This window comes from Cryobacterium sp. LW097, from assembly GCF_002205495.2.
Lineage (GTDB): Bacteria > Actinomycetota > Actinomycetes > Actinomycetales > Microbacteriaceae > Cryobacterium > Cryobacterium zongtaii.
Genome location: NZ_CP021992.1, coordinates 1,248,022 through 1,260,133, shown reverse-complemented (window position 1 = coordinate 1,260,133; position 12,112 = coordinate 1,248,022). Strand labels below are relative to the sequence as shown.

Here is a 12,112-nt window from a genome sequence, read left to right as displayed (position 1 = left end):
GTGCCCGGCCGCGGGTGGGCTGCGGCCGGGCACAACGTGGTCGGGTCAGCGGCCGGAGTCTCCGCCGTCGGCACCGGCACCTACACCGGCACCCGCACTCAGTGAGCTATCGGGAATCGGCTCCGGCGCCACGGGGCCGATCAGTTTGCCTGACTTGGGGCCTGAACGCCGGGCGATGAACCGCGCGAACCACGACAGGGACAGGTTCATGGCCAGGTAGATCACGAGGACTACGAGGAAGAAGGAGAAGAAGTACCGGTTACCGAAGTAGTCCGGCAGGTTGCGCGCGCCGACGCGCAACAGTTCGCTGTAGCCGACGACGAAGGCCAGCGAGGTGTCCTTGAGCAGCACCACGAGCTGCGCGATGATGATCGGCAGCATCTGACGGAACGCCTGCGGGAACTCGATGCGGAACCGGGTCGACAACGGGGTCAGGCCGATGGCGAGGCCGGCTTCGCGTTGACCGCGTGGCAGCGACTGGATGCCCGCTCGGAGCGCCTCACCGATGATTGCGCCGTTGTACAGGCCGAGGGCTGCGACACCGGCCCAGTATTGACCGCTGGAAAAGACCAGCAGGATGAAGAGCATCATCAGCAGGACGGGCATCCCGCGGACGAACTCGAGGATGATCGCAGCCGGGATCGCGATGGCCTTGTGGTCGGCCGCGCGGGCGAAGGAGAACACGACGCCAAGCACCAGTGCGATCACGGCGGCGACGCCGGCCATCCGTAACGTGGCGAGCACTCCCTCGCCGATCGATCGCCACACCTGGACGTCGGTGAAGACGTCCCATCGGGTCGGGTCCCAGAGACCGGGCTGCACGGCGCCGTTGGCGTTGGGCTTGGGGGCGCCGAGGGCGAGCACCAGCAGGGCCAGGCCCGCGAGGATGATCACGATACCGACAACGGAAATGACTCTGGAACGGGCGCGGGCCCTGGGCCCCGGCGCGTCGTACAGTACCGAGGTCATCGCAGCACCGCAACTTTCTTTTCCACCCGGGCGGCGATCTGCCCGAGCGTGATCGTGATGATCAGGTAGAAGAACGCCACGGCGAGCAGGATCGCGATGACGGCGTCGCCGCGGTCGTTGACGACCCGGCGGGCTGCCCCGAAGAGCTCGAAGACGAAGAAGGCGCCGGCGACGGAGGTGTTCTTCGTGAGTGCGATGAGAACGTTGATCAGAGGCGGGATCACCATGCGGATGGCCTGGGGCATGATCACGTACGACAACGACTGTCCGAAGGTGAGGCCGACGCTGCGTGCCGCCTCGGCCTGGCCGACCGGGACCCCGTTGATGCCGGAGCGCAGCGCCTCGGCGATGAACGGCGAGGTATAGACCGTCAGACCGATCACGGCGAGGGGGAAGTAGCCTGGCGAGAATTGCAGGTACGGCAGCATGAAGGCGCAGAAGAACAGCACGAGGGTGAGCGGGGTGTTCCGCACGATTTCGGTGTAAACGGTTGCAAATCCGCGGAACGATGCGATGGGCGAGATTCGCAGGGCGGCGACGATGGTTCCGAGCACGAGCGCGCCGATGCCGGAGAGAATCAGCAACCCGAGCGTGTTCCGGAAGCCTTCCAGAAAGAGCGGCAGGTTTTCGATGACTGCGTCCATGACTCACCTCCTCTTCTGTGTTGGTCTTCAGTTGGGTCTGGGTGTTTCAAAAGCGGAAAAACTGCCGATCGGGGTGGCCGGTGCGGCCACCCCGATCGGTCGGTGCGGTGGTGCTAGTAGCGGTCGACCGCCGGCGGCTCAGGCGTTTCGAGCACGGAGCCCGCGGTGGCCTCCCAGGCCTCGGCCCAGGTGCCGTCCTCGTAGGCTTCTTCAAGAACGTCGTTGATGAAGTTGCGGAACTCGGTGTCGTCCTTGGCCAGGCCGATGCCGTAGGGCTCCGCGGTGAACGGGTTTCCGACAACCTCGAACTCACCGGCGTTCTGGTCGGCGAGGCCGGCCAGGATCACGTTGTCGGTGGTGACTGCGTCGACCTCGCCGCTGCGCAGCGGGCCGAGGCAGTTGGAGTAGGTGTCGGTCGCGATGACGTTGGTCGTGTAAGCGGCGATGTTCTTCTCCGACGTCGAACCGCTCACGGTGCAAACCTTCTTGTCAGCGAGGTCCTCCGGTCCGGCGATGTCAGCTTCGTTACCCGCGAGAACGAGGAGATCCTGTCCAGCCTCGTAGTACGGGCCGGCAAAGGAGACAACTTCCTTGCGCGCGTCGTTGATCGTGTAAGTGGCGACGACCAGGTCGACGTCACCGTTCTGGATGAACGGCTCGCGGTTGGCGGACACGGTCTCGGTCCAGGTGATGCCCGACGCCTCAATGCCGAGCTTCGATGCGATGAGCTTGCCGATTTCGACGTCGAAGCCGACCGGGTCCCCATCCGGGCCCTTGAGGCCGAAGAGCGGCTGGTCGAACTTGGTGCCGATGGTGATCTCGCCGGCCTCGTTCAGCGCCGCCATGGTGGTGCCCTCGTCGAAGGTCACCTCTTCCACGGGTGCCGCGGACGGCGTGCTTGCGCCCGAATCGGTGCAGCCGCTCAGCGCGAACGCTCCGGCCAGAGCGATGGCTGAGATCATTAGACCCTTGTTGCGTCTCATGGTTTCCTCCTGTGTGCTGTGTGTCTCGCCGACAGATTAGTGGGCAAGTATTTTGGAGAGGAAGTCCTTCGCTCTCGTGCTCTGGGGGTTGGTAAAGAATTTCTCCGGGGTGGTTTCCTCGACGATGTCACCCTCGGCCATGAAGATGACCCGATCGGCGGCCTTCCGGGCGAAGCCCATCTCGTGCGTGACGACGATCATGGTCATGCCCTCATTGGCGAGGTTGACCATCACTTCGAGCACCTCATTGATCATCTCGGGGTCGAGCGCGCTGGTGGGCTCGTCGAGCAGGATCACCTTGGGGTCCATGGCCAGGGCCCGGGCGATGGCCACACGCTGCTGCTGGCCACCGGAGAGCTGGGATGGCATCTTCTTGGCCTGGTTGGCAACCCCAACGCGTTCGAGCAACGCCATGGCCTTCTTCTCGGCGTCCGCCTTGCTCATGCCGCGCACCTTGATGGGGCCGAGCGTCACGTTCTCGAGCACGGTCTTGTGCGCGAAGAGGTTGAACGCCTGGAATACCATGCCCACGTCGGCCCGGAGATGGGCGAGGGCCTTGCCCTCGGCCGGCAGTTCCATGCCGTCGATGGTGATCGAGCCGGAGTCAATGGTCTCGAGCCGGTTGATGGCCCGGCACAGGGTGGACTTGCCCGAGCCGCTGGGACCGATGACCACCACGACCTCGCCGCGGGTGACGGTGGCATTGATGTTCTTCAGAACGTGCAGTTCCCCGTAGTGCTTGTTGACGTCCGTCATAACGACCAGGGGTTCGCCCCGGCGCACGGTGATGTTGGACGTCGCCGGTGATGCGTCTGTTGGCTCCATACCCTCCAACTTAGGCCCGTGCTGCCAGACCGACCACCTTTACCGCAGCTTTAACCCGGTCGGTAACCCAAACGTAATAGACGCCCGACCGGGAAAGATGCTAGGGGCGGTGCGAGAACGCGCTTTCGTAGAGACACACCGAAGCGGCCGTCGCCAGGTTCATCGATTCCGCGTGACCGTAGATGGGAACGCTGATCGAACGGTCCGCCATGGCCAGGTCTTCCTCGGTGAGACCGCGGGCCTCATTGCCGAACAACCAGGCGGTGGGCCCGGCGAGTAGGCCGCTATTGCGGGCCGCGAGCAGGTCCTCGCCCTTGATGTCGGCGGCGAGGATCTGCATGCCGGCGAACTTCGCCCGCTCACGCACATCGGTGAGAGTGACGCCAACGGCGACGGGCAGGTGGAAGATCGAACCGGTGGAGGAGCGAACCACCTTGGGGTTGTACAGGTCCACGCTGCGGCCGGTGAAGATCACGGCGTCGGCGCCCGCCGCATCCGCTGCCCGGATGATGGTGCCGGCGTTGCCGGGATCGCGCACCTCTTCGAGGATGGCGATGAGCTTGGGCTCGTTGGCGAAGATCTTCTTGATCGAGGTGGGGAACTGGTGGCACACCGCGATGAAGCCCTGCGGGGTGACGGTGTCGGCCATCGTCTCGAGCACCTGCTCGGTGACGAATTCCACGTCCACGCCGGCGGCGACCGCGGCATCGCCGATCTCGGTGTAGCGCTCGAGGGCCGTGGGAGTGGCGTACAACTCCACGACGAGTTCGGGGCGGAAGGTGAGGGCTTCGGAGACGGCCTGCGGACCCTCGAGGAGGAACAGTCCCGTCTCGGAGCGGGCGGCTCGGTTCGCAAGTTTCGCGACGGCACGCACGCGAGGAGATCGGGGGTTATCTAGCATGCACCCAGTTTAGGTGCCGGGCACCCCGGCCATCTAATGCGCCGCAGGGTACGCAAAACGGGAGCGACCATCAGTGATGGTCGCTCCCGTTAAACAAGCAGGTGTGACTACTTGGCAACCTTGGCTGCGGAGGTGTCAGCGGGCAGTGCTGCCTTGGCGCTCTCAACGATGGCCGCGAAGGTGGCGGGCTCGGTGACGGCGAGGTCGGCGAGGATGCGACGGTCAACCTGGATGCCGGCCAGGGCGAGGCCCTGGATGAGGCGGTTGTAGGTCAGGCCGTTCGCACGGGACGCAGCGTTGATGCGCTGGATCCACAGGCGACGGAAGTCACCCTTGCGTGCACGACGGTCACGGTAGCTGTAGACGAGGGAGTGAGTGACCTGCTCCTTGGCCTTGCGGTACAGGCGTGAACGCTGACCGCGGTAACCCTGGGCGCGCTCAAGGATTACGCGACGCTTCTTGTGGGCGTTTACGGCCCTCTTTACTCTTGCCATTTTCTAATTCCTTTAGGGGTACGGGGCCTAGTGGCCGAGAAGCTTCTTGATGGCCTTGACGTCGGCCTTGGCGAGAACCTGGTCCTGGTTCAGGCGGGACTTGCGCTGCGTGCTCTTGACCTCGAGGTTGTGGCGAAGTCCGGCCTGCTGCTTCATGATCTTGCCGGAGCCAGTGACCTTGAAACGCTTCTTTGTCCCAGAGTGGGTCTTCTGCTTAGGCATTCTTTTCCTCCTGTTTGGCTGCTTTATCTGCAGCTCTATGTGCATTGGCCTCTGCCTTGGCCTCTGATTTGTTCTTCAGCGGGCCAATCACCATGACCATGTTTCGACCGTCGATGGTCGGGCTCGATTCCACAGAACCGAATTCCGCGACATCCTCGGCAAATCTCTGAAGCAGACGTACACCCTGATCGGGACGGGACTGTTCACGGCCACGGAACAGAATCATGGCCTTGACCTTGTCGCCGGCCTTCAGGAAGCCTTCGGCGCGCTTGCGCTTGGTCTCGTAGTCGTGCTTATCAATCTTGAGACGGAAACGAACCTCTTTGAGGATCGTGTTCGCCTGGTTGCGCCGGGCTTCTTTCGCCTTCTGCGCAGCTTCGTACTTGAACTTGCCGTAATCCATGATCTTCGCGACCGGCGGCTTGGACGTGGGGGCTACTTCGACCAGATCGAGGTCAGCCTCCTGTGCCAGGCGCAGGGCGACATCAATCGCCACGACCCCAACCTGTTCGCCGTTGGGACCAACGAGACGGACTTCGGGGACGCGGATACGGTCATTTGTACGGGGATCGCTGATGCGTCTCTCCTCTACTCAAGCATCGTGGCTACAGCCTGACAACGGATGTCGTCCGGAGACGAAGAGGAGACAATCGCGCGCGCAATTCCTGGGATCTGGAACATTTCCTTGTTCCGTCACTCATCAACCACGTACGGCACCCTATCTACCGTGCAAGCTGGAAACCAGCGAGCGACGGCGGAGTGCAAACAACCCGGTAACCTTTATGAAGCGGTCAAGCGCGGGTGGGAGATTATCCACTTTCGTACCGAGACTTTCATCTCGGAGCCCGGGTAAGCATAGCAGAGGAAACCAGTGAGCGACAATTACGATCAGGACCAGTCCGGCCAGGCCACGAGAGACATCGCGGATGTGGCGGCGGTGGAGATCATCACGACCGCGGCGGTGCACCTGATGAGCGCCTCGGCGGTCAAGGTGGGCCTCGCCGACGACCCCGACACGCAGATCGACCTGGACGAGGCGCGCAAGTTGATCACGGCCCTCGCCGGCCTGATCACGGCATCCGCCCCCGATATCTCGGACATGCACGCGCGGAGCCTGCGCGACGGGCTGCGGTCGTTGCAGTTGGCGTTCCGCGAGGCGTCGACCATCCCGGACCCCATCGGCCAGGGCCCCGGCGAGAAGTTCACCGGCCCGGTCAACTAGCTCCTCCCCCGCAACTGTTGCCGAATCGGACGTGTGCGTCCGGTGCGCCGGGCACAATTGTCCGGACGGGCAACAGTTGGCTCAGGTTTGGCAGCGCGGGCACCAGTAGGTGACCCGCTGTTCGAGTTCGCTGCGGCCCAGCCGGCCACTGCGGATGCTCGTGCCGCAGCGTCGGCACGGCTGCCGTTCGCGCCCGTAGACGAAAGTGCGTGCGCCCCGGCGCAGGTTGCCGGTGGTGGTGCGCTCCGAACGGTCCCGGTTGGCCGTGATCAGCCGGTGCGCCAGCGCGACCAGGCCGTCGACATCGGTGACCTCAGCGATCGGCCGGGTGGGCAGCAGCCCGCGCAGGAAACACAGTTCGTTGACGTACACATTCCCGAGCCCGGCGAGGTTGCGCTGGTCGCCGAGGGCGACCGCCACCGGCCGGTCCCCCGCTGCACTGTCTTCGGCAGTGCTGTCTCCGGCCGTGCTGTCTCCGGCCGTGCTGTCCCCGGCTGCGCGGAGCCGGCGCACGGCCTCCCCGGCGTCCCAGTTCGGGCCGAGCAGGTCGGGACCGAGGTAGCCGAGGTGCTGCTCGTCCTCCGGGGTGGGAAACAGCTCGAGGGTGCCCAGCTCGAATCCCACGGCCACCCAGTCCGCGGTCTCCAGCACGATGCGGGCCTGGAATGCGGGCCGCTGCCATTTGGTGCCGTGCCGGTAGAGGTGCCAGGTGCCCTCCATCTTCAGGTGCGAGTGGATGCTGGTCTCCCCCACGTGCGCCACCAGGTGTTTGCCGCGGCTGATGACCTCGTGCACGGTCTGGCCGGTCAGGTCGACGGTGGCGAAGGCGGGTACCCGGACGTCGCAGCGCGTGAGGGTGGCGCCGTGCAGGGCGTCATCGAGGCTGCGGGCGCTGCGGTAGACGGTGTCACCCTCAGGCACTGAGCCTCAGCCCCCTCGGCGTCTCGGTGAAGCCGGCGGCGCGCAACGCGTCGCCCACGGTGGTGCCGAGCACAAACTCGGCGTTCACGGTTTCCACGGCGAGCTTGGGCACCCGCCCGGCGGTGACGGTCGCGGCCAGCGACCGGGTCGCCGCGAGCACGGTCTCGGATGCCGCCGGTCGTGGGGTGCCCGCTGTGCCCGGTGCCGCGCGGGAGGCAGTCGCCGGAGCCGAACGCGGCGTCGCGGCGGCGGCGGGTGCGGATGCGTCTTCGGTGGCACCCGCACCGGTCTCGCCGGCCTCTCCGTCAACGGCGGCGGCCGGATCGAACACCAGCATCGACTTGCCGCCGCGCTCCACGTAGAGCACCAGGTGCCCGTCGACGAGTACCACCAGGCCGCCGGCCTTCCGGCCGGGCCGGTGACCGGTGCCCTCGGGCAGGGCCGGCCAGGGCAGCACGGCGCCGTAGGGGTTGGCCGGGTCGGTGGCGGCGAGGGTCACCGCGGCGGAAACCGACCTGTCGCCGCGTTCGGCGCGTTCCCGCTGGTCGACGTAGCCGCGCATCCGGTCGATGGTGCCGGCGGTGGCGAACTGGGAGGCGCCGAGGCCCTCCACGAAGTAGCCCCGGCGGCAGCGGCCCATCTCCTCGAAGCCGCTGAGGGTCTTATAGACCAGGGCGAAGCCGCCGAGCACGTTCTCGCCCATCACGGCGCCGCGGGTGACCACGCCGTAGCGTTCGAGCATGGTCTCGCCCAACGCGTGTGCGCGGCGGGTGGCCGAGGTGTCGGCGACGGGCACGATCGACCAGCGGCCGGAGACCGTGGGCGGGCCCTGCCGGCTGGGCAGGCTGGGCCGGGGCAGGGCGCGGCCGCGGTGCAGCCGGGCGCGCGGTGCGGCCCGGCGGGTGGAGTGCGCGGTCTTGCCGCCGGAGACCAGCGAGCGCACCGGGGCGAAGGTGTCGTTGCTCACCAGTCCGGACCAGACCAGGTCCCACAGCGCGTCGACGAGGGCACCGTCGTCCTGGCTGCCGACCGAATCGGCCAGCTGCCGGAAAAAGTAGCCACCACCACCGCCCAGCGTGGCGAGGATCTCCCGCTGCAGCGCCGTGGTGTCCAGCTCGGTGGGCACCGGCAGGGTGAGCGGGGCGGTGTCGGCCAGATGCAGGCTCACCCAACCATCGTTGCCGGCGAGCGTTCCGGCGCCGGCCCAGAGCACCTCGCCGGCGTTGGTGAGTTCGTCGAGCATGCCCGGGTTGTAGTCGCTCACCCGGGCGGGGAGGATCAGGGTCTCCCAGGCGGAGGCCGGGATGCGAGCGCCCTCGAGCTGTTCGATCACGGAGACCACGCCGTCGACACCACGCAACTTACCGCCCACGTGCTGCCAGGCCGGCAGGAATCGACCGAGGGTGGCCTGGTCGACAGGCTCCACCTCGTGTCGGAGCGCTGCGAGCGAGCGTCGCCGCAGGCGCCGCAGCACCTCGGCGTCGCACCATTCGCTGCCGCTGCCGTGCGGGCGGAACTCGCCCTCGACGATCCTGCGGGCATCCGCCAGGCGGCGCAGGGCGCCCAAGGCGATGGCCGTGCCGAACCCGAATCTGGCGGCGACATCGGCGGTGGTGAACGGGCCGTGGGTGCGGGCGTACCGGCTGACCAGGTCGCCGAGCGGGTCTTTCACACTTTCGGTGAAGGCCTCCGGGATGCCCGGTGCCAGCGGAACGCCGAGGGCGTCACGCAGCCGGCCGGCGTCCTCGATCACCGCCCAGCGCTCCTCGCCGGCGATGCCCACCCTGAGGGCGCGGCGCGCGGCGGTGAGCGCATCCAGGTGTGCACGCGCCTCGGCCTCGCCGGCGGCGGGCGGGGCGGAGGCGCCGTCGGACTCCGACTCACCGACCGCATCCGCCGGCTCGCTCCGTTCGGCAACGCCGGTCGCGGCTTGCAGTCGGGCGGCGACCTCGGCCACGGTGAGCGGGCCGAGCCCGCGGAGCAGGTCGGCCACGCCCTCCAGGCCCTTGGCCCGGCGGTCGGGGGCCAGGCGCTGCAGCTCCGCGTCGGTACGGTCGATCACGACGGGATCGAGCAGCTCCCGCAGTTCCACCCGCCCGAGCAGTTCGGCGAGCAGGCCGGAGTCGATCGAGAGGGCGGTGGCCCGGCGTTCGGCCAGCGGCGAGTCGCCCTCGTACATGAACGCCGCGACGTAACCGAAGAGCAGAGCGTTGGCGAACGGGCTGGCCGAGTCGGTGCTGGTCTCCACCAGGCGGATGGCGCGGCTGGCCACCTGCTTGGCCAGGGCCACGAGGGCGGGCAGGTCGTAGACATCCTGCAGGCATTCGCGGATGGTTTCGAGGATGATCGGGAACGACGGGTATTCGCGCGCCACGTCGAGCAGCTGGGCGGCTTTCTGGCGTTGCTGCCAGAGCGGTGAGCGGCTGCCCGGCCGGTACCGGGGCAGCAGCAGCGCCCGGGCGGCGCACTCCCTGAATCTGGAGGCGAACAGGGCGGAGCCGCCGACCTCGTCGGTGACCAATTGCTCGAGTTCGTCGGGGTCGAAGACGAAGAGGTCAGCGCCGGGCGGTTCGGCCTCGGTGTCGGGGATGCGCACGACGATGCCGTCGTCGCTGGCGACGCAGGCGCCGTCGATGCCGAAGCGTTCCCGCACCCGCGCGCCGACCGCCAGGGCCCACGGGGCGTGCACGGTGAGGCCGAACGGGGAGTGCAGGATGACTCGCCAGTCGCCGAGCTCGTCGCGGAACCTCTCGACGACCAGGGTCTGGTCGGTGGGCAGGTAGCGGGTGGCTGCACGCTGCTCGTCGAGGAAGACCAGCAGGTTGGTGACCGCCCGTTCGTCGAGGCCGACGGCCAGGCAGCGGGCTCGGGCCTTCGCGGGCGTGAGCGCGGACACCTCGCGGAGGAACGCGCCGATGGCCGCGCCAAGCTCGGCGGGCCGGCCCAGGCCGTCGCCCTTCCAGAACGGCAGCCGGCCCGGTTCGCCGAACGCGGGCAGCACGAGCACCCTGTCGTGGGTGATCTCCTGGATGCGCCAACTCGTGGCGCCGAGCGCGAAGACGTCACCGACGCGGGACTCGTAGACCATCTCCTCATCGAGCTCGCCGACCCGACGGCCGGTGGGCTGGTCGCCGCCGACCATGAAGACTCCGAACAGGCCACGGTCGGGGATGGTGCCGCCGCTGGTGACGGCCAGGCGCTGTGCGCCGGGCCGGCCGGTGAGCAGGCCGGTGTCGCGGTCCCAGATGATCCGTGGGCGCAGTTCGGCGAACTGATCGGACGGGTAGCGTCCGGCGAGCAGGTCGAGGGTGGCCTCGTAGGCGGAGCGGGGCAGGGTGGCGAACGGGGCGCTGCGCCGTACGGCGTCGAACCATTCCTCGGCGTCGATAGGTTCGAGCGCGACGGCGGCGATGGTCTGCTGGGCGAGGATGTCGAGGGGGTTCGCGGGCACCTGCAGCGACTCGATCATGCCCGACACCATCCGCTCGGCGGCGACGGTGGCGTGGATGAGGTCGGCCCGGTGCTTGGGGAAGATGATGCCCCTGGACACCTCGCCGACCTGGTGGCCGGCCCGGCCCACGCGTTGCAGGCCGCTGGCCACCGACGGCGGCGATTCCACCTGCACGACCAGGTCGACCTCGCCCATGTCGATGCCGAGTTCCAGGCTCGACGTGGCCACCACGCAACGCAGCCGGCCGGACTTGAGGTCGTCCTCGATCATGGCCCGCTGTTCCTTGCTGACCGAGCCGTGGTGGGCGCGGGCGAGGAGCAGCTCGGCACCTTCGGTCTGGCCGCTGCCGCCCATCAGCTCGGCGGGCGGCCGCGGTGGCGGTGCGGTGGCGGTCGTTCGGGCAGCGGATGCCGCGCCGGCCTGGGCACCGGCCGCTCCCCCGGCGTCCGGGCCGCCCGCGAGCACCAGCTCGGCCTCCTCGGCCGCGGCAAGCCGCTCACTGTAGATCTCGTTGAACCGGGCGGTGAGCCGTTCGGCGAGGCGGCGGGAGTTGGCGAACACGATCGAGGAGGAGTGCGCGAGCACGGCGTCCACGATGGCTTCTTCCACGTGCGGCCAGATCGACCCGGTCTGCGGGGCCGCGGCGGAGGTGGCGCCCTCCGAGGCGGGCACGGCGCCGAGCTGGGTCATGTCGTCCACGGGCACCACGACGCGCAGGTCGAACCGCTTCTCGTTCTTGGGCGCCACGATCTCCACGGGTGCTTGACCGCCGAGGAACCGGGCCACCTCAGACGCCGGCCGCACCGTGGCGGACAGGCCGATCCGCTGCGCGGGGGTGGCCAGGAGCGCGTCGAGGCGTTCGAGGGACACGGCGAGGTGGGCGCCGCGCTTGCTGGCCGCGACGGCGTGGATCTCGTCGATGATGACGGTGTCAACGCCGCGCAGGGACTCGCGGGCGGCGGACGTGAGCATCAGGAAGAGCGATTCGGGGGTGGTGATGAGGATCTCTGGCGGTGTTTTCACGAGCGCCCGGCGGTCCGCGGCGGGGGTGTCGCCGCTGCGAACGCCAACGGTCACCCGCACCGGCGCCAGGCCCAGCCGTTCGGCGGCCTGGCCGATGCCCACCAACGGGGCGCGCAGGTTGCGTTCCACGTCAACGCCGAGAGCCTTCAGCGGCGAGATGTACAGCACCCGGGTGCCGGTGGGCGCGGCGGCCGCATCCTGTTCAACCGGTGTCGTGGAGGTCGAGTACAGCTTGTCGAGGGCCCAGAGGAACGCGGCCAGGGTCTTGCCCGACCCGGTAGGGGCGACGACGAGGGTGTGCGATCCGCGGGAGATGGCGTCCCAGGCGCCGAGCTGGGCCTCGGTGGGCGCATCGAACGCGCCGGAGAACCAGGTGCGGGTGGCCGGTGAGAGGCGCTGGAGGATCTCCGTCATCTACCCATCCTTGCCGATACCCCCGACATCGGCTCGTAAAGCC

The 12,112-nt window shown here is 67.9% G+C and carries 11 protein-coding genes; 1 reads left to right on the top strand and 10 read right to left on the bottom strand.

The genetic code is table 11. The features are described from left to right. Positions 1-45 precede the first annotated feature (45 nt). From B7495_RS05825 to infC, 8 genes are all read right to left on the bottom strand, one after another. Positions 46-969: an amino acid ABC transporter permease gene (locus B7495_RS05825; protein WP_088455747.1), complete on the bottom strand. Its 924-nt coding sequence runs from the start codon at positions 967-969 to the stop codon at positions 46-48. Then, positions 966-1,613 (bottom strand): amino acid ABC transporter permease, encoded by a 648-nt coding sequence (locus B7495_RS05820; RefSeq protein ID WP_088455746.1) that lies wholly within the window; start codon positions 1,611-1,613, stop codon positions 966-968. Before B7495_RS05820 ends, B7495_RS05825 begins: the two co-directional genes overlap by 4 nt. 113 nt (positions 1,614-1,726) lie before the next feature. Further along, positions 1,727-2,596: a glutamate ABC transporter substrate-binding protein gene (locus tag B7495_RS05815; protein ID WP_088455745.1), complete on the bottom strand. Its 870-nt coding sequence runs from the start codon at positions 2,594-2,596 to the stop codon at positions 1,727-1,729. Positions 2,597-2,632: 36 nt separating this feature from the next. After that, entirely contained in the window at positions 2,633-3,361 is a 729-nt protein-coding gene (locus tag B7495_RS05810; RefSeq protein WP_174776253.1) for an amino acid ABC transporter ATP-binding protein, read from the bottom strand. Positions 3,362-3,521: 160 nt separating this feature from the next. After that, positions 3,522-4,322 carry an RNA methyltransferase gene (locus B7495_RS05805; protein ID WP_088455743.1) on the bottom strand — a complete coding sequence of 267 codons (801 nt, stop codon included), beginning with the start codon at positions 4,320-4,322 and terminating at the stop codon, positions 3,522-3,524. A gap of 107 nt (positions 4,323-4,429) precedes the next feature. After that, positions 4,430-4,816, bottom strand: a complete 387-nt coding sequence (gene rplT / locus B7495_RS05800; RefSeq protein WP_088455742.1) for a 50S ribosomal protein L20 — start codon at positions 4,814-4,816, stop codon at positions 4,430-4,432. 27 nt (positions 4,817-4,843) lie between these two features. Next, a complete protein-coding gene (gene rpmI / locus B7495_RS05795) occupies positions 4,844-5,038 on the bottom strand; it encodes a 50S ribosomal protein L35 (protein ID WP_066594389.1) in 195 nt (64 codons plus the stop codon). Then, positions 5,031-5,615: a translation initiation factor IF-3 gene (gene infC / locus B7495_RS05790; protein ID WP_084020755.1), complete on the bottom strand. Its 585-nt coding sequence runs from the start codon at positions 5,613-5,615 to the stop codon at positions 5,031-5,033. Before infC ends, rpmI begins: the two co-directional genes overlap by 8 nt. Positions 5,616-5,909: 294 nt before the next feature. Between infC and B7495_RS05785 the strand changes: the two genes are divergently transcribed. Beyond that, entirely contained in the window at positions 5,910-6,260 is a 351-nt protein-coding gene (locus tag B7495_RS05785) for a DUF1844 domain-containing protein (protein WP_088455741.1), read from the top strand. An 81-nt stretch (positions 6,261-6,341) separates the two neighbouring features. On the opposite strand, the gene B7495_RS05780 is transcribed toward B7495_RS05785, so the two are convergent. Further along, complete coding sequence (locus B7495_RS05780) at positions 6,342-7,181, bottom strand: DNA-formamidopyrimidine glycosylase family protein (RefSeq protein ID WP_088455740.1); 840 nt, start codon at positions 7,179-7,181, stop codon at positions 6,342-6,344. Next, positions 7,174-12,069, bottom strand: a complete 4,896-nt coding sequence (locus B7495_RS05775) for a DEAD/DEAH box helicase (RefSeq protein WP_088455739.1) — start codon at positions 12,067-12,069, stop codon at positions 7,174-7,176. Before B7495_RS05775 ends, B7495_RS05780 begins: the two co-directional genes overlap by 8 nt. Positions 12,070-12,112 lie beyond the last annotated feature (43 nt).